At 40.3% G+C, this 20,070-nt stretch carries 15 protein-coding genes; 8 read left to right on the top strand and 7 right to left on the bottom strand.

Annotated features, from left to right (window positions below; translation table 11 throughout):
- Window positions 1–10: 10 nt before the first annotated feature.
- From MHB41_RS16095 to MHB41_RS16070, 6 genes are all read right to left on the bottom strand, one after another.
- A complete protein-coding gene (locus MHB41_RS16095; protein ID WP_098677683.1) occupies window positions 11–1,426 on the bottom strand; it encodes a HAMP domain-containing sensor histidine kinase in 1,416 nt (471 codons plus the stop codon).
- Window positions 1,423–2,109 carry a response regulator transcription factor gene (locus tag MHB41_RS16090; RefSeq protein ID WP_101676518.1) on the bottom strand — a complete coding sequence of 229 codons (687 nt, stop codon included), beginning with the start codon at window positions 2,107–2,109 and terminating at the stop codon, window positions 1,423–1,425. Before MHB41_RS16090 ends, MHB41_RS16095 begins: the two co-directional genes overlap by 4 nt.
- Window positions 2,106–3,089 carry a YncE family protein gene (locus MHB41_RS16085; RefSeq protein WP_144496408.1) on the bottom strand — a complete coding sequence of 328 codons (984 nt, stop codon included), beginning with the start codon at window positions 3,087–3,089 and terminating at the stop codon, window positions 2,106–2,108. Before MHB41_RS16085 ends, MHB41_RS16090 begins: the two co-directional genes overlap by 4 nt.
- Window positions 3,090–3,362: 273 nt before the next feature.
- Entirely contained in the window at window positions 3,363–4,697 is a 1,335-nt protein-coding gene (locus MHB41_RS16080) for an MFS transporter (RefSeq protein ID WP_101676515.1), read from the bottom strand.
- A gap of 40 nt (window positions 4,698–4,737) precedes the next feature.
- Window positions 4,738–5,310, bottom strand: a complete 573-nt coding sequence (locus tag MHB41_RS16075; protein WP_046313085.1) for a TetR/AcrR family transcriptional regulator — start codon at window positions 5,308–5,310, stop codon at window positions 4,738–4,740.
- 90 nt (window positions 5,311–5,400) lie between these two features.
- Window positions 5,401–7,932, bottom strand: coding sequence for a PEP/pyruvate-binding domain-containing protein (locus MHB41_RS16070; RefSeq protein WP_340899978.1), 2,532 nt, complete (start codon window positions 7,930–7,932; stop codon window positions 5,401–5,403).
- A gap of 281 nt (window positions 7,933–8,213) precedes the next feature.
- Between MHB41_RS16070 and MHB41_RS16065 the strand changes: the two genes are divergently transcribed.
- The 3 genes from MHB41_RS16065 (at window position 8,214) to uvrA (ending at window position 13,622) form a co-directional block, all read left to right on the top strand.
- Window positions 8,214–8,459, top strand: coding sequence for a CsbA family protein (locus MHB41_RS16065; protein ID WP_034281059.1), 246 nt, complete (start codon window positions 8,214–8,216; stop codon window positions 8,457–8,459).
- Between the two features lie 293 nt (window positions 8,460–8,752).
- Window positions 8,753–10,738, top strand: coding sequence for an excinuclease ABC subunit UvrB (gene uvrB, locus MHB41_RS16060; RefSeq protein WP_024423583.1), 1,986 nt, complete (start codon window positions 8,753–8,755; stop codon window positions 10,736–10,738).
- A 7-nt stretch (window positions 10,739–10,745) separates the two neighbouring features.
- A complete protein-coding gene (gene uvrA / locus MHB41_RS16055; RefSeq protein ID WP_025093988.1) occupies window positions 10,746–13,622 on the top strand; it encodes an excinuclease ABC subunit UvrA in 2,877 nt (958 codons plus the stop codon).
- Window positions 13,623–13,652: 30 nt separating this feature from the next.
- On the opposite strand, the gene MHB41_RS16050 is transcribed toward uvrA, so the two are convergent.
- On the bottom strand, window positions 13,653–13,883 hold the full coding sequence (locus MHB41_RS16050) for a hypothetical protein (protein WP_034281058.1): 231 nt from the start codon (window positions 13,881–13,883) through the stop codon (window positions 13,653–13,655).
- A 197-nt stretch (window positions 13,884–14,080) separates the two neighbouring features.
- Between MHB41_RS16050 and MHB41_RS16045 the strand changes: the two genes are divergently transcribed.
- The 5 genes from MHB41_RS16045 to MHB41_RS16025 all read left to right on the top strand — a co-directional run bounded on the left by MHB41_RS16045 (window position 14,081) and on the right by MHB41_RS16025 (window position 20,056).
- Window positions 14,081–14,416: a hypothetical protein gene (locus tag MHB41_RS16045; RefSeq protein ID WP_087978111.1), complete on the top strand. Its 336-nt coding sequence runs from the start codon at window positions 14,081–14,083 to the stop codon at window positions 14,414–14,416.
- 11 nt (window positions 14,417–14,427) lie between these two features.
- Window positions 14,428–15,519 (top strand): DUF4097 domain-containing protein, encoded by a 1,092-nt coding sequence (locus MHB41_RS16040; protein WP_034281057.1) that lies wholly within the window; start codon window positions 14,428–14,430, stop codon window positions 15,517–15,519.
- 6 nt (window positions 15,520–15,525) lie between these two features.
- Window positions 15,526–15,720, top strand: coding sequence for a PspC domain-containing protein (locus MHB41_RS16035; RefSeq protein WP_024423578.1), 195 nt, complete (start codon window positions 15,526–15,528; stop codon window positions 15,718–15,720).
- A complete protein-coding gene (locus MHB41_RS16030; RefSeq protein WP_024423577.1) occupies window positions 15,721–16,107 on the top strand; it encodes a phage holin family protein in 387 nt (128 codons plus the stop codon). It abuts the gene before it with no gap.
- Window positions 16,108–16,201: 94 nt separating this feature from the next.
- Window positions 16,202–20,056, top strand: a complete 3,855-nt coding sequence (locus tag MHB41_RS16025) for a metallophosphoesterase (protein WP_217008725.1) — start codon at window positions 16,202–16,204, stop codon at window positions 20,054–20,056.
- The last annotated feature ends 14 nt before the right edge of the window (window positions 20,057–20,070 follow it).

Below are 20,070 nucleotides of genomic sequence, written 5' to 3'. Positions count from 1 at the left end.
ATCTCATTTGTTATTTGGTTGGCACGTCTTCAGTGAAAGGAGTATTTGGCAGCTGAATGATGGCTGTCGTACCAATGCCAGGCTCAGATTGAATGTCGAATGTTCCATGATGTTTTTTGATGATTTGATAGACAACGGCTAGTCCAAGGCCAGAGCCGCCATCCTTTCTTGTTCGTGCTTTATTTACACGATAAAATCGCTCAGAAACATGTGGAAGATCTTCTTTTGGAATACCGCTGCCTTCGTCGGTCACTTTCAATTCAGCAACACCTTGGTGAACTTGTAATTCAATCGATATTGATTTCCCAGATGGCGTGTAATGAATGGCATTGTCCAGTAAATTACGTATCACTTGTTGGAGACGGTCGCTATCACCATAAACAATACAATCCTCTTCTAGCGTTCGTTTGAAAATAATGCTTTTTTTGTCAGCGATGAATGCCATTTGATCAAGAACATCGTGGATGAGCTGTGCAAAGACGACTGGCTCCATCGTAAGTGGATAAGAGTCACCTTCTAACTGTGCAAGATCTAAAAGGTCGTGCACAAGCCGGCTTAAACGTGTGGCCTCATCTTGGATGATTTGCATCCCCTTTTTTTGATCAATGACCCCTTCTTCAATTCCTTCTGCATAGCCTTTCATATAACTTAAAGGCGTTCTAAGTTCGTGAGAGACATTCGCAAGAAATTCCCTGCGGTGCTGCTCAACTTTTTCGAGGGTTGAAGACAGTTTATTAAAGGAGCGGCTAAGCTGGTTTAACTCGTCTCCTTTTTTAGTTACGGCCATTCGTTTTGAGAAATCGCCAGATTCCATTTCCATTGCAATTTTTTTCATTTTATTTATTGTCTGTACAATGTGATTGGAGCTCTTATATCCGATTAAAAATATCAGGAGCAGAATCAATGAGATGGATATACCCAGCGTCAATCTAATTTGGACAAAGGGTTCATATACATCTGATAATGGCATGGAGAGGAAAATAGTTCCCGATAGATCATCATTGCTTGAGAAAACAGGGATGGCGATGCCAAGAATATCTTGGTGAAACTGTGGGTGTTCTCTAATTAACACGACGGTTTCACCTTGAAGGAGCTTTTGGCGTTCCTTGAACGTAATGAGATTATCATTTGTGTTCGTATCAAAAGGAAGACCACTTGAAAGCTCCATTGGATCATCTGTAAAAATAACGTTCGCCTGACTTGAGTCATTTGCCCATTTCATTCTGTCGGTAAAATACTTGTCTTTCCCGTGTGTGTGATAGATTTCTGCAAGCTTCTTACCTTGCAAACTTAAGGAATCAATCTGTTTATCAATATATAAGTGCTGGTATAAGTAAAAGGTAAGGGCAAGCGCTGAGGCTGCAACGATTCCGATCACTGCAAGAATTAAGAAGAGTACTTTCTTTTTAATCGATAATGGCTTCATTCTTCCTCCTCAAACTTATAGCCGACACCCCAAACGGTTTTAATATATCGTTCTGCTTCCTTTAACTTTAGTCGCAGCGTTTTGATATGTGTATCGACTGTTCTTAAAGAGCCGCTCATTGAATGTGATTCCCACAATTTTTGATAAAGGTGTTCTCGTGAAAACACTTGTCCTTGGTTGAGCAAAAGAAACATGAGTAAATCAAATTCTCTTCTTGTTAAATTAACGGGCTGTTGATGGAGGTAAACTTGTCTGCCATCTTGATCAATCTCCATGTCACCAATCTGTATTCGGTTGCGCTTTAGCGAAAGACCTCTAATTCGTCTCAGGGTTGTTTCAATTCTTGCTGCAAGCTCACGCAGACTGAAAGGCTTCATGATGTAGTCATCCGCTCCAATTTCAAGTCCTCTAATACGGTCCTCTTCATAACTCCTCGCTGTTAAAAATAAAATCGGTATTTGAGATGTTTGTCGAATACGCTGACAGACTTCAAATCCATCCATGTCAGGCATCATGATATCTAATACAACAAGATCAACAGATTCCTTTTCAAGCTGATGCAAGGCATCTTTTCCATTATTCGCAGTGATAATGTGAAAGCCATGTCTCTTTAAAAAAGATCCGATTAACTCAAGCATATCAAGCTCATCATCTACGATTAAAATACGCATTTGTTCCTTCATTTCTTTTCCTCCAACACGATAGCGTAAGGTCCTGATGGGACATTCAGTTGATTTTTCATGATAAATGAGTGTTTATCGATGATGGATACTGAATTGTCATCCAAGTTACTCACATAAATTGATGACGTATCAGCAGTGATATAATTCGGATTTTGACCAGTTTCAACAGAAGCAAGCTGTTTATTTGTTTTGGTATCTACTTTGTATAGCGTATGATCTCCATGACATAGTACATATAAAGTAGAAGAATTTTTCTCTGGAAAAAATGCAACAGGCATAACGCCTAGCTTTATTTCTCGCTGTTTCTTGCCTGTTTTAGGGTCATAAGCAAAAATACTCTTATTTAAGGTGCCTTGTTTACCATGACCGCCGATCCAAATGGACTGTCCATCAAAATGAATCCCAGAAGGCCGTTCAAGTACAGAAAACGTACGTATATTTTTTTCCTTTTCAATATCTATGACGGAGACAGTATGACTTTCTGCATTTAAAACAAATAAAATACCTGACGAAGAAAGAGTCATAGAAGAAGGTGATTTTCCAGTTTTTACAGTCGATTTTATTTTTTTGCGCTCCGTATCAATAAAATAAACGACATTTTTCTGTGAGTTGGCAGCGATTAATGTATGAGAAGCTGCATCATATGTAAGGGAAGTCAGTCCTTTATCCACATTCATATAATCTGCTGCTGTCCCGTGTTTTAGATTAATTTCGATAAGGGATTCTCCCTCTTTACTAGTAGCGATGATGACGTCTTTATTGATTTGAATAAGATCAGTGAGTGGGTGTTTTAAATCCACAGAAGAGAGCATTTTATTTTTTTGTATATCAACTATTGAAAAGGAGGCTTTTTTTAATTGAGAGATGACAGCGATGGATTGAGAGCTGCCTGGCGGCGTAAATTGCTGTTCTTTTCCACAGCCTGTAACGAATAAAAGTAGAGCTGATAAACAGATCAAAACATATTTCACACGTTCCATTCTTCCGCTCCTTTGCTTTCTCTATTTTCAAAATCATACCACAAAAATTGTGAAAAAAAATTGAAGTTATCTATGCTGAAAGAATGAAAAAAAGCTTTTAGGTAAGTGAGGGAGACCATTTGTACCTGAAGTTCCTTTTTTGTTTGGATCATATGCCATTTTTTCTTTCTTAAAAGATGATTTTCAGGATTTGATGGATGCACTCGCTATAGTTTACAGTGATACAAATGACGAAAACTCCCCGCTCTAAAGAAATATAGAGCAAGGGAGTCATTAGGCGGAATGTTCGGATGATGGGGAGGTGGATTTGGTTCTTACACGTTGAGATAAAAAGAAACCAAGAATGCCTGCACCCATTAATACAATAAATAAAGATTGAAAACCACTCATGATCCCAATCAATGTAGACGAAATGATACTGCCAAAATATCGAAAGGTAGAGAAAATACCAGATGCTGAACCAGATAAGCTTTGATCAACAGACGTTAAAGAAGCCATCTGCATACTGGTCATCCCAATACCTGATGAAATTCCACCTGCGACAAGTGTCACGATAAGCAGAGGTAAGGTAGGGTACTGACTCAGTGTGATTAACATGATGCCTGATAAAGTGAGGCAGAGAAATGAAAAGCCAATCATTTTTTTCGCGCCTTTTTTCGGATGGAGTCTTGCCCCTAACAAGCCGCTAATAGACATGCAAAGAGAAAATACTGATAGAATAATACCGCTTTGTGTATGAGAAAGTGCAAGTTGTTGCTCCATAAACAGCGGCATAATCAGAAGGATGGCATACATCACAAAATTACTTAGCATGATTGACAGGTTCGCATTTGTAAATGAACTGTTTTTAAAAAGTGACAAATCGATGATCGGATTTTTTACTTTCCGTACATGTTTAAAGAATAAAGGAATCACGATCAACGCTAGAATTCCATAGATCAAGTATTCATTTAGCAATTGGCTTTTAGTGCATAGAATGAGTGTGGCAATCCCGATGGTTAAGTATATTGAACCAGTGATGTCTACATTTGCTTGTAAGCGGGTATGCTTTGTTTTCGGAATGAGTAATACGCCGGTAACAAGTGTAAGGAACAAGAATGGGATATTGACAAAGAATATAGAGTGCCAATCAAAACTCTGAATAAGAATCGAACCAATAAAAGGTCCAAGTGCGGCACCAATACCGGCTCCAAATCCAAAATACCCCATTGTTTTAGACAGTTTTTCGGGGGATACTGTTGCACGAATCAATGCAATGCTATTCGGTGTTAAAATAGCACCGCCAGCTGCTTGAATGGAACGAAAAGTGATGAGAAAAGCTAGATTAGGAGCTAAAGCACATCCAATTGAGCCAATTAAAAAGAGCATGACCCCAATTAAATACATTCGCCTGTGTCCGTATATATCTCCTAACTTACCAGCGATAGGTTGAGTGACTGCCATGACAATAAGGTAAATCGTGACAACCCAAGTGATGTTTGCAAGAGATTGATCATAATAAGTTGATATGGATGATAGAGCGACAGCGATCATCGTTGAATTGACGGGAACTAGTATAGCTCCAAGCAACAAAGAATAGATGACGAAACTCTCTTTTTTTAACCTCAATGTGTATACCACCTTTTGTAAAAAAGAAGAATTCCACCCTTTAAGCGGGAGAAATTCCTCTCATGAAAATGTGTGTGCATGTTTCGATAAAATCTTCTTTTTGTGTGAGAACGAGTTGAAAATCTTGCTCTAGCTGCTGAATGAAAAATCCGAAATACGTACTAATGAAAATGTCTGCATAAATGTCTTCATTTCCTTTTAATACATGATGCTGGGCACCCATCTTTTTGAAATATTGTATGAGCATTTCTCTCAGTTCTTGAGGGTAAATCTTTTCATGACTGGTTAAATCCTTAAACATAGCCGGTTCTCGCATGCTGATATAAATAAATTCTTTTTTGGAAGTCAAATCTTCAAGGAAATAGGTACCGAGAAACTTCAAATCGGTGTATAAATCGCCTTTGAATTCTGCTTCTAGGGTTTTTGTCGGTGTTGATTTCATTTTCATAATGGCAGCAATGACGCCGCGTTTGTTTTTAAAGTTGCGAAAAATAGTTGCTTCACTCACATTCGCTTTTGTCGCTATTTCTTTGGTTGTTGTTTTTTGATAGCCCTTTTCAGTTAATAAATCCATTGTTGCGCGAATGATTCGTTGATTTGTAGATTTTAACAAGCATACTCACCTCAGGTTATGAATGTGTTTGCAACAAAGTAAGTATACCGATAAAACCTATGACCGCCAATATCATCCAAAATGATAAGTTTATACACGCGAATGCTGCTTTAAAATCTGAATGCGTCCATTGCTGCCATCTACTGTCACAAGGTCACCGGATTGAAGTGTTTCAGTTGCTATTCTAGTACCTAAGACAGCTGGTATCATATACTCTCTTGCGATAATAGCTGAATGAGATAAAATGCCTCCAGCATCGGTGATGACTGCTTTTGCATCTCTAAATAAGCTCGTCCATAAAGGTGTGGTCGTTTTACAAACTAAAATATCATCCTTTTGAAATTGTGAGAATTCGTCAGCACATGTAATGACTTTTACTCTTCCAGAAACAATACCGCTGGATGCGCCAATTCCATGGATCACATCGTGTGTGTTGTTTTCATTTTCTCTTAATGAACCAAGCATTCTTTCTACTTGCTGCAGTTCAGCTTCAGTTGGTGTGCCAATGTAAGCCGGTGGTTGAATGTCTTCATTTTCCTTCATTTCTATCTTTCTTTGCTGGATAACCGAATTAAATGAGATAGACGTTGTGAGCGCTTTTTGTACCTCTTCATCGTAGAGATACCAAAGATCTTCTTGATGAGGAATGGCTCCTTTTTGTACAAGAAGCTCACCAATTTTTAATAGATATACCCGGGCCTTTGCATCTAACATGGCATCAATGTAGAAGTGGTGGTCATCTCGGATATTCGCTGCTTGAAGGGCAAATTGATACAGCGTCTCAAATTTTGTTTTAAACGATTCATCCTTCACTTGATTGATAAAATGTTTATACGTCTCTTGTCTTTTGATAACTGCTTTTGCAAATTCTTCATCAAAATCACAATGGCAATGGATATTATTTCTGATGATATCTAATATAAACTCTGGGTTTTCTGCCCAAGTCTCATCTGTAAGGTCATGACTTTTAATAGATCGCCAGCCGTAAACTTGGAGAAAACCCTCCAATTTCGAAATGAAATGCCTTCCTTTTTCCGAGTGATTGAGCGCATGTAACAGCTCCGAGTTCTTTTCATGATGAATAAATGCATGGTGAAGTTCTGGATCTTGAAGGACATCCTTTGCGATATCAGATAGCACCTTGTCTGTTTCAAGAGATTTGTTCATCACACCTATCATCATTTCATGAAGCAAGACGACTTGGGTTTGGTCACCAGTATACGTGACAAGCATGTCTTCAATGATGGCTGATAGAATGACTTGTGGTATGACGATATCAAAATGATCATCATATGCTTGGATATAAAAATCCTTTAATTCTTCAAAGCCAATGATGGCTTTTTCAATGGTCATAGGTTCATTCATTTGGCGATCGAGTTTTTCGTAAAATGGAAAGAAATTTTTCTCTAGAATCTCATACATCCGTTCACTTAAATGTGGAAATAACTCAAATATACTTTCATCAAAAACGGGTGCAGCTCCCTCTTCCGCTTGTGGCAGATCCGGTGCTGAGTATAGGTGGCCTCTGTAAAGCTTAATATCTTTGATGTTCATATCAGGTACTTGATACTTTTCTACATTTTTCTTCATCCCGCTTTTTAAGGCTGGTATGATCAGACTTGAGAAAAGAGGGCTCGTTGGACCAGGCATATGATCATCCATTGAAATCCAGAAATCCTGAAGCTCTTCTGGTTTCATTTGAAAAGAAGCACCTGCTGTTTCATTTACTGCTTTTGGAAGAGCTGTAGTAATCGGCCTTGCTTGAAGTAAATAAAACGACCCACCTGCAATTCCGAATTCGATATCGACTCCATGTCCGTAAAGTTCTTCTACTTGTTTCGTGATTTGTGTGATTTCTTTCAATTGATCATCGTTCAGGCAAAACTGGCCAGCCATTTCCTCCGATACCGGCTCCTCGATGACACCCTCTTGGAAAGGAACAATTTGCAGCTCTTTCGCCCCAAGTGTTTTTTCAATCGAAAAGTTCTCTTTATCTACAATAAACGTGTCTGGTGTCACAAGACCGGAGACAATTGCTTCTCCCAATCCGTAGCTTGCGGTCAGCATCATTTCATTTGTTTTCCCCGATACGGGATTCTCACTAAAGATGACACCGGAGACGTCAGAATGGATCAACCCTTGAACGACAACAGCCATGAGCGGCATCTCTTTCTCGTTTTCATTCATCTCTTCCTTATATTCTGTGACCCTCGCTGCAAAATAAGAAGACCAGCATTCTTTGACTGCCTGTAAAAACTCTTCATTTGTTTTGATATTTAAATAGGTCTCGTACTGTCCTGCAAATGAGGCGCCTTCGAGATCTTCAGCAACAGAAGAGGATCTGACTGCAACTGAGGGGTAAGTCTTCCGCAAGGATTGAAAGGACGAAAGCAGCTCTGCTTCCATTTGTAAAGGAAACGATGCTTCTTTGATTTTTTGAGAAAGGTTTTGTTCTGCTGGCTGCAGATTGTGATATGAAAGAAAGCTTGCAAAGCTGTTGGTTTTGATAATAAATCCATCTGGGACTGGCAGGCCGTGATTGTTTAATTTGATTAAATTCAGGCCTTTTGCCCCTGCGAGTGATGCGGATTCTTCAGCCGCATGAAATAAAACTGAATACATGGGAATGCCCCCTTATCCAAATAGCCAATGGTTTGTATGTCTCTCTATTTTTCAAAATGATAGTGCGCACTATCATTTTAATCATAGAATTGATTGGATGTTATTGTCAAAGACGGAAAGACCTATCTTTACAAAGGGGACAATCTCACTAATTTCCTTCTTCTTCTACAACAAAAGTCTCCGAACATGAAGAAAAAAGGCGAAATTGAAAACTGTGAATTGTTCATTATGCCAATCTTTACTATAATCAAGGAAGTAGACCATGAAGAGGGAGGGTTTTTGTGATTACAAAAGCCATATTTGCACTAGTTTTTCCTTTCCTGCTCGTTATTTTATTTTCAAAGGTTACTTACAATCATTACGTGGGCATTGCGTTAACAGCAGCGCTTTTATTTGCTTCGTACATGAAGGGATATACAGAAACCTACTTTATTGTGGGATTAGATATTATTTCTTTAGTAGCTGGGGCTTTGTTTATGGCTAAGAAAGAAATCGAAAAAAGAGAGAAAGCTGAAAAAAATCAATGATGTCATCGCCATCAAGAGCATGACGGCTGAAAATTGACATGTTTTAAACAAGAGCTGTGCTTACGATTTCTAGTAAGCGCAGCTTTCTTTTTCTGCCCATCGAATATCTCACTCCAAAATGTTCCATACTGAAAGGAAGGTTTTCTTAAGAGGGTTATTTGCCATGGGAGAGAGGGTATGACTGTATTGGAAATAAAAATCAAGTAAGAGCCGAACTTTAGTTCGTATTTTTGTGTTCTTTTATGATAATATATTCATTAGATAGATTTCGTAAACGAAACGGAGGCTTTGATGTGAGTGACCGCTTTGAATTAGTTTCTAACTATCAGCCCCAAGGAGATCAGCCAAAGGCGATTGAAAAGCTTGTTGAGGGGATCCATCAGGGGAAACAGCATCAAACGCTGTTAGGTGCTACAGGTACGGGAAAGACCTTTACTGTCTCCAACCTGATCAAAGAAGTAAACAAACCGACACTTGTCATTGCGCATAATAAGACACTTGCCGGTCAGTTATACAGCGAATTCAAGGAATTTTTCCCGAATAACGCTGTTGAATATTTTGTGAGTTACTATGATTATTATCAGCCAGAGGCATATGTGCCTCAGACCGATACATTTATTGAGAAGGATGCCAGCATCAATGATGAGATTGATAAGCTGAGACACTCGGCTACGTCCTCGTTATTTGAGAGAAGAGATGTCATCATCATTGCCAGTGTGTCCTGTATTTATGGCTTAGGTTCGCCAGAGGAATACAGAGAGCTTGTGCTGTCTTTGCGTACTGAAATGGAGATTGAACGCAATCAGCTTCTTCGTAAGCTGGTGGATATTCAGTATTCTCGTAATGATATAGATTTTCAGCGCGGAACCTTCCGAGTCCGAGGAGACGTCGTTGAGATTTTTCCTGCTTCACGAGATGAGCATTGTATCAGAGTGGAGTTTTTCGGTGATGAAATTGAACGTATTCGTGAAGTGGATGCGCTGACTGGAGAAATACTTGGTGATCGTGATCATGTGGCGATTTTCCCAGCATCTCACTTCGTCACAAGAGAAGAAAAAATGGAAAAAGCCATTATCAATATTGAACAAGAGCTAGAAGAACAGCTTGAAAAGCTTCGTGAAAATGGAAAATTGCTTGAAGCGCAGCGCCTTGAGCAGCGGACAAGATATGACCTTGAGATGATGAGAGAGATGGGCTTTTGTTCAGGAATTGAGAACTATTCAAGACATCTGACCTTGCGTCCTCCTGGTTCAACACCTTACACACTGCTTGATTATTTCCCAGATGATTTTATGATTGTTGTCGATGAGTCGCATGTGACGATTCCGCAAATCCGCGCCATGTACAACGGGGACCAAGCTAGAAAGCAAGTGTTGGTTGATCACGGATTCCGCCTGCCATCAGCACTTGATAACAGACCGCTCACCTTTGATGAGTTTGAAAAGCATATCAATCATATTGTCCATGTATCAGCAACGCCTGGTCCGTATGAGCTTGAGAAAACACCAGAGGTTGTGGAACAAATTATCCGTCCAACAGGATTACTTGATCCAATTATTGAAGTTCGTCCGATTGAAGGACAAATTGATGACTTAATTGGAGAAATTCATGCACGAGTTGAGAAAAATGAGCGTGTGCTCGTGACCACACTGACGAAGAAAATGTCTGAGGATCTCACAGATTACTTAAAAGAAATCGGAATCAAGGTGAATTACCTGCATTCAGAGATTAAGACCCTTGAGCGGATTGAGATTATCCGTGATCTGCGTCTCGGTAAATATGATGTGCTTGTTGGAATCAACCTTCTTCGTGAAGGACTGGATATTCCAGAAGTGTCGCTCGTGGCCATTTTAGATGCGGATAAAGAAGGCTTTTTACGCTCTGAAAGATCCCTCATCCAGACGATTGGCCGTGCAGCGAGAAATGCAGAAGGCCGTGTCATTATGTATGCAGACAATATGACGAAATCGATGGACATTGCGATTCAAGAAACGAAGCGAAGACGAGAACAGCAAGAAGCGTATAACGAGAAATTCGGGATTACCCCGCAAACGATCCATAAGAAAATTCGAGATGTCATTAAGGCAACAAAGATACATGAGGATTCAGAAGAATATGAAACAAAAGCAGCACCAAAGCTGTCGAAAATGAGCAAAAAAGAACGAGAAAAAGTGATCGAAAAAGTCGAGATGGAAATGAAAGATGCAGCAAAAGCGCTTGATTTTGAAAAAGCAGCAGAATTAAGAGATCTATTGCTAGAGCTAAAAGCGGAAGGATGATTGCCTGATGGCTATGGAGCGAATAGAGGTGAAAGGTGCTAGAGCCCACAACCTTAAAAATATTGATGTGAATATCCCGCGTGACCAGCTAGTGGTCATTACGGGATTATCTGGTTCAGGAAAATCGTCGCTTGCCTTTGATACGATTTATGCAGAAGGTCAGCGCAGGTACGTTGAATCTCTTTCAGCGTATGCACGCCAATTTCTTGGGCAGATGGATAAACCGGATGTAGATGCCATTGAAGGTCTTTCTCCGGCGATTAGTATTGACCAGAAAACGACGAGCCGAAACCCTAGATCAACAGTTGGTACTGTTACTGAAATTTATGATTACTTGCGTCTTTTGTATGCTCGAGTCGGAAAACCTATTTGTCCTATACATGGGATTGAAATTACGTCACAAACGATTGAGCAGATGACAGATCGTATTTTAGAGTATCCTGAAAGAACGAAATTACAAGTGCTTGCGCCAGTTGTATCCGGCCGCAAAGGAACACATGTGAAAGTGCTTGATCAAATTCGGAAGCAGGGCTATGTACGAGTGAGAGTCGATGGAGAGATGGAGGATCTTTCAGAAGATATCGAGCTTGAAAAGAACAAGAAGCATTCCATTGAAGTAGTCATTGATCGAATTGTCGTGAAGGAAGGCGTAGCTGCTCGGCTGTCTGACTCCCTTGAAACGGCGCTGCGGCTGGGCGAAGGCCGAGTGATGATTGATGTGATTGGACAAGAAGAGCTGTTATTCAGCGAACATCATGCTTGTCCGCATTGCGGGTTCTCTATTGGTGAACTTGAGCCGAGAATGTTTTCATTTAATAGTCCTTTTGGTGCCTGCCCGAGCTGTGATGGGCTCGGTTCAAAACTGGAAGTCGACCCTGAGCTTGTCATTCCTAATAAGGATCTGACTTTACGGCAGCATGCCATTGCACCATGGGAGCCGCAAAGCTCGCAATACTATCCGCAGCTTCTTGAGGCTGTTTGTACACATTATGGCATCGACATGGACATTCCAGTGAAAGATATCCCATCGCATTTATTTGATAAAATTTTATATGGAAGCGGATCTGAACGGATTTATTTTAAATACGAAAATGATTTTGGACAGGTACGTGAAAATGAAATTGAGTTTGAAGGCGTTCTTCGTAATATTGAACGGCGTTATAAGGAAACCAGCTCTGATTATATTCGTGAACAAATGGAAAAATATATGGCCAATCAGCCATGTCCGACATGTAAAGGATATCGTCTGAAAAAAGAAACGCTGGCGGTTCTCATCAATGGCAAGCATATCGGAGAAATCACCGATTTGTCTGTCTCTGATGCCCTTGATTTCTATGAAAAAATTGAGTTGTCTGAGAAAGATTTGCAGATTGCCCAGCTCATTTTACGTGAAATCAAAGAGCGTTTGTCCTTCTTAAATAATGTGGGATTAGATTATCTGAATTTGAGCCGGTCCGCTGGCACACTATCAGGCGGAGAGGCGCAGCGGATTCGCTTGGCAACTCAAATCGGCTCAAGGCTGACAGGTGTTCTTTATATATTAGATGAACCATCCATTGGTCTGCATCAGCGCGATAATGACCGGTTGATCGGGACGTTGAAAAACATGCGCGACATCGGGAACACACTGATTGTCGTGGAGCATGATGAAGATACTATGCTAGCCGCTGATTATTTAATAGATATTGGACCTGGAGCAGGAGTTCATGGGGGAGAAGTGATTTCAGCTGGAACGCCAGAAGAAGTCATGAAGGACCCGAAATCATTGACAGGACAATATTTATCTGGTGAGAAATTTATCCCGCTGCCAATTGAGAGAAGAAAGCCTGACGGCCGCTATATTGAGATAAAAGGTGCAAAAGAAAACAACCTGAAAAACGTGAATGCGAAGTTTCCTCTGGGCGTCTTTACAGCTGTGACCGGAGTATCCGGCTCAGGGAAAAGTACGCTTGTGAATGAAATTCTATTAAAATCACTTTCGCAAAAATTGCACAGAGCGAAAGCGAAGCCAGGGCAGCACAAAGAAATCAAAGGAATGGATCATTTAGATAAGGTCATTGATATTGATCAATCTCCAATTGGCCGTACACCAAGATCCAACCCTGCCACGTATACAGGTGTCTTTGATGATGTGCGGGATGTGTTTGCACAAACCAACGAAGCAAAGGTACGAGGCTATAAAAAAGGCAGATTCAGCTTTAACGTCAAAGGCGGCCGCTGTGAGGCGTGCCGCGGGGATGGCATCATTAAAATTGAAATGCACTTTTTGCCAGATGTGTATGTGCCTTGTGAAGTGTGTCACGGGAAACGTTATAACCGCGAAACACTCGAGGTCACATATAAAGGAAAAAACATTGCTGATGTGCTTGAAATGACCGTGGAGGATGCACTCCAATTTTTCGAGAATATCCCGAAAATTAAGCGGAAGCTTCAAACGATTTATGATGTGGGGCTAGGATACATTACACTTGGACAGCCTGCAACGACATTGTCCGGAGGAGAGGCGCAGCGCGTGAAATTGGCATCTGAGCTTCACCGCCGTTCAAACGGAAGGTCTCTTTATATTTTGGACGAGCCGACAACAGGTTTGCATGTGGATGATATTGCCCGTTTATTAAAAGTGCTTCAGCGTTTGGTTGAAAATGGAGATACGGTGTTGGTCATTGAGCACAACCTTGATATTATCAAGGCTGCTGATTACCTTGTTGATCTCGGACCAGAAGGCGGTGCAGGCGGCGGAACGATCATTGCCTCTGGCACTCCTGAGCACATTGCAAAAGAAGAAGCATCTTACACAGGAAAATACTTGAAGCCTATTTTAGAGCGTGACCGTAAACGCATGAAACAACTGGTTAAAGAAACGGAAAGTGTGACTTCTTCATAAAGAAAACCCCTCGATAAGAGGGGTTTTCTTTTATTGCACATCTTCCTTCGGCATTAAATTACTGAGGTGCGTTAAATCCTTTAAAATATGGGTGCTGCTGCTGTCGAGCAGTACCTTTAAATAACGGATATCACCATACTTTGGATGAGACGGATGAATGGTCTCAAGCTCCTTGATCATATCGCTGTTCATGCTTTTTTGTTTCTGTATAAGGTCTAAAAGCGTTTGAGCCGTGTGGTTTGAATTATGATGATCTGTCAAAATAATTACCCCCTATAATGATAATCACCATCTTTTCAACATATTTTAAAGGGTAATCTGTGAAGAATCTACTCTTAGGTGCAAAAAGAAATAATTTGTGTCTAAGGTCATATGTAAATCGAATGATTTTGAAACTTTTTATACGCAATAAACGTATGAGTTAGAAAGGAATTTTCGTTATGAAGGAGCGAATATATATGAATAGAGATCAGTCGATTATTGCTTCTATTTGTTATTTTAGTGTATTGTTTATGCCGTTTATCGTACCGATCGTGGCGTTTTTTGTAGTAGATCAAAAGGAAACGAAGCGGCACGCATTGCGGGCATTATGGTCACATCTTTTGCCGGTCGCAGCGTGCATTCTGTTGATTTTTGGGTCTATCCCATTTTTATTGGCGACACAGGCAGGTGACTCGCTCATTCCAGTCATGACGGTGTTCATCTTGTCTTTTTTAGTAGTCATTGGCTTTTTGATCTCTGTCATTTGGAATATCATTCAAGGGATTAAAGTACTTCAATCCATCAAATCTTAGGAGGGCTTTGTATGAATGAAAAAGAACGAATTTTAAAATTAGTAGAAGACGGAGTATTATCAGCAAAAGAAGCAATTACGCTGCTGGAAAAACTAGAAGAAGGTCAGTCAGTCTCATTAGAAAAGTCTACGGCTGATCACAGCTTTCATGAAGAAAAAGCTGGAGCAGAGAGCAAAGGAAATGGTACCGAAAATCTTGGTGCAAAGCTGTTTGGCTGGTTAGATTCTGCGGTGAAAAAGGTAAAAGACGTGGATCTTGATTTGAACTTTGGACAGTCAGTTGATGTTGAGCACATTTTTCAGTTCAAAGATGCATCGCTTTCTCATTTAGATATTCAATTGGCGAACGGCAGTCTCAACGTGATGCCTTGGGACGATCGAGATATTCGAGCTGAGTGCCATGCGAAAATCTACCGTGCAGAGGATGGAGAGCAGGCAAGACAGCAATTTCTCAATCAATTGGACTGCGGGCTTGAAGGAGATAAATTTTTTATTCGAACCGAAAAGAAGACGATGAAAGTCAATGTTACATTATACGTACCTCGTATCCAATACGATAAGATTAAGGTCAAGCTGTTTAATGGACCGATTCGCGGGGAAAAGCTAAAGACAAAAGAACTTGCCGCGAAAACGACAAATGGGGTTGTCTCTTTTGCTTCGTTACAAGCAGAAAAAGTCGGAATTGAAACAGCAAACGGACAAATCAAACTGGCAGATCATGAGTGTGGTATGATTGAAGTAGAAACCATCAATGGGCTCATAGACCTGCGTGGGAAAAGTGAATCAATTGATGCCCAAAGCTTTAATGGAAATATTGCTGTTCAGCTGTCAGATGAAAAGTGCCGTTCCATCTATGCGAAAACGACAACAGGCAGTGTGGACGTTCAAATCCCGCGTGCTTGTGCAGTGACCGCTGAGCTGAAAAGCAATCTTGGGTCTATCTCTCACGATTTACTTGATGCAGAGATGATTAAAGAGAAAAATGAAACATTACAAAAAGAGAAAATGATCAAAGCCAATCAACAAGCGGTGCACAGTATATCCATTTTTGCAGAAACAAAAACAGGCTCAATACAAGTAAAGCACCAATCAGACAAGGAGTGATTCTACATGAAGAAGCTTTATCGTTCAGCAACAGATAAAAAAATAGCGGGTGTTGTTGGTGGACTTGCGGAATATTTAAGTGTGGATGCATCGCTGCTTCGCATTTTAACCGTCATCATCGGATTTTTGACAGCATTTATGCCGATCTTCCTGATCTACTTCATATGGTATTTTGTTGTTCCGGAAGAAGGCACTAAATAAATGCTTAGATGGATCGTCAGTATTTTAGTAAATGCATTACTTTTAATCGTCATTGCTGGATATTTTGATTCGGGCATTCTGCCTGGACTCGGGAGCGTGTATATTGAAGGTTTTGGCGCAGCCATTGTGGCAAGTATCATTTTGTCTTTGCTCAATATTTTAGTGAAGCCGTTTTTGATCATTTTAACGCTTCCAGTGACCGTTCTTTCACTAGGATTGTTCTTATTTGTCATCAATGCGATTACACTCATGATGACATCGAGCTTTATGGGAGATAGCTTTAACATTGATGGATTCGGAACGGCCATTTGGATGGCTGTCATTTTATCCATTTTCCACCTGTTGATACAAAAAGGAATTGTAGAGCCGTTAGCGAAAAAAAGCTAACGGTTTTTTTGTGCAAATTTGCATCGTTTCTCCGTTCCATCTGACATAAAAACGACCTTCAGGAGACACAATATCCGAAGGGAGGCGGTGCAAGATGGTGAACGTGAGCAGACAAATCATGCTTTTATGTTTTTTTATCATTCTTTTTTGTTTCAGTCAGCCTGCTTCAGCAGGACCTTTTCTTCAAACAGAAGTGAATGTACCGGACAAGCCTTTTTCGCCTTTTATCTTTGACCAATTTCATGTGGACGTCCGCCCGGTTCTAGGAAAAAGCCATGATCTACAGTTTCGTGCGTCCATTAGTGACCAAGAACAGATTTTGTCTGCGAACTTGTATTATAAACAAAGTGATGATCTGGGGTATCGCTTGATTCCAATGGAACGGCTGCCAGGGATGAAGCCAGAATTTACAGCGAAAATTCCGCCAGATCAATTATGGAATCCAACCGTTCGTTACTATACAGAGTTCCTTACGCAAAAATCAGTCATCAAAACGGCAGAGAAATCGGTTCATTTAAATGGATTTGAAGAAGATCTTTCACATATTCCGGACTTATTCATCACAGAAATTGTCGTCAATTCAAAAAACCGAAAAGGCAAAGATGCTTTTGAGTTTATCGAAGTGTATAACACGACACAGGCGCCTATCTCTCTTAAACATTATCAGCTCCGCTACCGCAATCCTGCACAGGGCATTGAAATGGATGATGTATATTCCTTTCACACAAATCCAGTCACCATTTCACCTGGAAAACCTTATGTATTCTGGCTGAGAAAAAAAGGGCAGGAGCATTTAACGGCAGCGGACTTTAATGCCATGTACAAAAGCCAATTAAAAGAGGGCGAGCATCTATCCATTATCGAGAGCAAAGGGCTGTCCAACTCAAAATCTCGTCTTGTTTCGATCACAACAAATATAGGTGAAGAGATTTCTTCTGCCGCATTTCGTTTGAAGCCATCATGGTTTAGCGAGCATAAATCCTTGCTGTTTAAGTATCCAATGGATGGTACGACGCAGACGAAGCTGATTTCGAAAATTGAGGAAGAACCCACTCCAGGTAAAGTGCTAAAAGCACAAATTCCATCTGAAAAAAAGGAAATTTCTCAAGATATCCATAAACCTGTGATTGAAGATATGACGGTAAGGAAACCGGTGAAACCCACTGAAAGTGTAGAGATTAAAGCAGATGTCCAAGATGATCAGGCCGTAAAAACCGTCAAGCTGCGCTATCGAACGAATCGAAAAGATCCGTTTAAGGAAATCCTGCTGCAAAAAGACCATAATGACCGGCTATTTCATCATATTATTTATTCACCTGAGTTGATTGGGAAAGAACAATTGGAATATCAGCTTGAAGCGTCAGACGGCGAAAATGAAGCCAAGACGTTGAAAAAAACGATTGATGTGGAGCAGGTCAGTAAAGCCCACGGTCTGCGATTCAATGTAGAAGAGGGAGATACGGTATCAGGTTTATTTTCATTAAAGGCAACGTCTGATCAGAAAAAAAGCATCGAATTACGGATAGATGGAAAACGGAATCAGCAAGTATCCTCTGCCCTTGAAGCAGATCCATATATCGCATTTGATGTCAAAGGAACAAATTTATATTTTAAAAATGGTGTGTCTATAGGTAGGCGTTTACTTTCTATTTTTGATGATTCGACAAAAGTGTACCGTACCTATACAATGCCAATACCCGAAGAAGAGATAAAAAAGGCAGGTCTCCAAACGATCTCTTTTCACGCTGGTACAAAGTCTTCTCCGGTGGACCGGCTGCCTGGAGAGAATCATGATGATTTTGAATTGAAAAACGTCAGGATGATTTTATCAAATGGAACACAAATTCCGCCAATCAATGCGAAGCCGCTAAAAGAATGGAGAATGGGAGACAGCGGGAACGCAAAAAAGGTGAGAACGTTTCAATTTGAGATTCCAAAAGAGGCGTATGTCTCAACCTATATAAAGTGGGACACAAAAAGGCTGAAAGAAGGGCCGCACCTGATTGAGGCCAAAACCTCAGACGAGTACGCTTCAGTACGTGTGAAAGTTGATAACACTGGGCCGAGAATTAAGACCAACGTACAAGCAAAGGATCAATATAAAGGCGCCTTTACATTAAAAGCAAAAGTAACGGATCGCTGGAGTGACATAGAGGAGTTGAAGGCATATGTAGATGGCAAACCAGTTTCTTTGCCATATCAGACGTCCTCTAGTGAATTAAAGCCTGGAAAGCACACGTTTACAATAAAAGCAAAAGACGCTGCCGGGAACATGTCGACGTTGAAAAAAGAGTTCAAGACGGTACATGAGCATCCTGAAACACCAGAGCGGGTGGCAGATAAGACGAAAATGAAATCATCAAAACAAACTGTGCTAACCAAGGATCCAACGAATGATAAGTTAGATTACTCTTTTTATCGTGCCTATCAATATACATCGCTGCATCCTTCAATGAAGATTTTTAAATATGCAGCAGAGACAGAACCGCCTAAGAGTTATCTCCAAAAAGGAGAAATGATTTTTTCTGATCAAGAAAGGAACTGCATTGCATTTGTTGATGGGAAGTCAGTTGAAACGAAGGATTTACAGCGTTTTCCTTATCATCGTTTTCAAATTAAGGTTCATCATGATGTACGTGAAAAGGATGTCGTCGAAGCTGTATGGAAAGGGAGTTCATTGTCAGGGAGAAAGGTGACAATGTACGCGTGGAATCACCAGCAGGAAAAGTGGGATAAAATCACTCATCACTTTGCCAAGGATCAAAAGGAATTTTACCTGAAAGGGCTGCTGTCAGTCAGACAGTACATGAAGAATCAAACGTTTGATTTGCTAGTACAGGATGAAATCAGCAAATCGCAAAAGCCATATAAGTTGATATGGATGTCTGATACTCAATATTATGCAAAGAGCTATCCTCATATCTTTAAACAAATGGTCGAATGGATCAGAGATCAAAGGGAAAAATTAAACATTCAATATGTGTTCCATACAGGCGATATTGTGGATGATTCAAAGGATAAGCAATGGCACCGTGCTGATACGTTTATGCGTGTATTAGATGAGAATCACATTCCCTATGGTGTTTTAGCAGGAAATCATGATGTTAGACACAAGGATGGTTTATATGCGGATTACGGAAAATATTTCGGGGAAAAACGCTTTGCGGATAAGCCTTACTATGGTGAATCCTATCGAAACAATAAAGGTCATTATGATCTCATCTCTGCCGGCGGCAATGATTATATGATGGTGTACATGGGCTGGGGGATTAAGCAAGATGAAATTGATTGGTTAAACCGTGTCATTTCTGAGCATCCAGATCGTATCGTCATTTTAAATTTCCATGAGTATTTGTTAGTGAGCGGCAACCGGAGCCCGATTGGCGACCTCATCTTCCACCAAGTGGTGAAACGTCATCCTAATATTGTGGCCGTATTTAGCGGCCATTACCATGGAGCAAGCAGGAAAGTAGATGAGCTTGATGATGACCATGATGGAAAAGTAGACAGGAAAGTATATCAAATACTCGCCGATTATCAGTCAGGACCTGAAGGTGGTCAAGGGTTTATGAGGGTAATAACAGCCGATCAAGAAAAAAATCAGCTTCACTTTACGACATACTCACCTTACTTGAATCAAGAGCATTTTTATGATCCTAAAACGTATGGAGATCAAGATGAATTTTCAATCGATGTAGATTTGACACCGAAAATGAAATCTGTCAAAACCAATTATTTTGAACTCAATGTGTATACGAATGTTCTTCTAGGAGAGGCTCGAGGCATAAAAAGCGGCAAAAAAGCGAGCTTTGAGTGGAAGGGCTTAAAGCCAAATGAAGATTATTATTGGTACACTGTAGCAAAAGATCGTTTTCAAGGAAAAGCCATTTCACCAATATGGAAAATTCATACAAAAGATGATGACGAAATAAAATTTCTTAGGAAATAAAAAAACAGTGCTCC

Origin of the sequence: Bacillus sp. FSL H7-0578, assembly GCF_038630855.1 — a bacterium.
Taxonomy (GTDB): domain Bacteria; phylum Bacillota; class Bacilli; order Bacillales; family Bacillaceae; genus Bacillus; species Bacillus safensis.
Note: the sequence above shows the minus strand (reverse complement) of the source record. Positions and strands in the feature narration are given on the sequence as shown.

Bases quoted from the DNA above. Each gene is read 5' to 3' on its own strand.
- MHB41_RS16095 (WP_098677683.1), bottom strand. From the start codon at position 1,426: ATGAAGCCATTATCGATTAAAAAGAAAGTACTCTTCTTAATTCTTGCA.
- MHB41_RS16090 (WP_101676518.1), bottom strand. From the start codon at position 2,109: ATGAAGGAACAAATGCGTATTTTAATCGTAGATGATGAGCTTGATATG.
- MHB41_RS16085 (WP_144496408.1), bottom strand. From the start codon at position 3,089: ATGGAACGTGTGAAATATGTTTTGATCTGTTTATCAGCTCTACTTTTA.
- MHB41_RS16070 (WP_340899978.1), bottom strand. From the start codon at position 7,932: ATGTATTCAGTTTTATTTCATGCGGCTGAAGAATCCGCATCACTCGCA.
- uvrA (WP_025093988.1), top strand. From the start codon at position 10,746: ATGGCTATGGAGCGAATAGAGGTGAAAGGTGCTAGAGCCCACAACCTT.
- MHB41_RS16045 (WP_087978111.1), top strand. From the start codon at position 14,081: ATGAATAGAGATCAGTCGATTATTGCTTCTATTTGTTATTTTAGTGTA.
- MHB41_RS16040 (WP_034281057.1), top strand. From the start codon at position 14,428: ATGAATGAAAAAGAACGAATTTTAAAATTAGTAGAAGACGGAGTATTA.
- MHB41_RS16035 (WP_024423578.1), top strand. From the start codon at position 15,526: ATGAAGAAGCTTTATCGTTCAGCAACAGATAAAAAAATAGCGGGTGTT.
- MHB41_RS16030 (WP_024423577.1), top strand. From the start codon at position 15,721: ATGCTTAGATGGATCGTCAGTATTTTAGTAAATGCATTACTTTTAATC.
- MHB41_RS16025 (WP_217008725.1), top strand. From the start codon at position 16,202: ATGGTGAACGTGAGCAGACAAATCATGCTTTTATGTTTTTTTATCATT.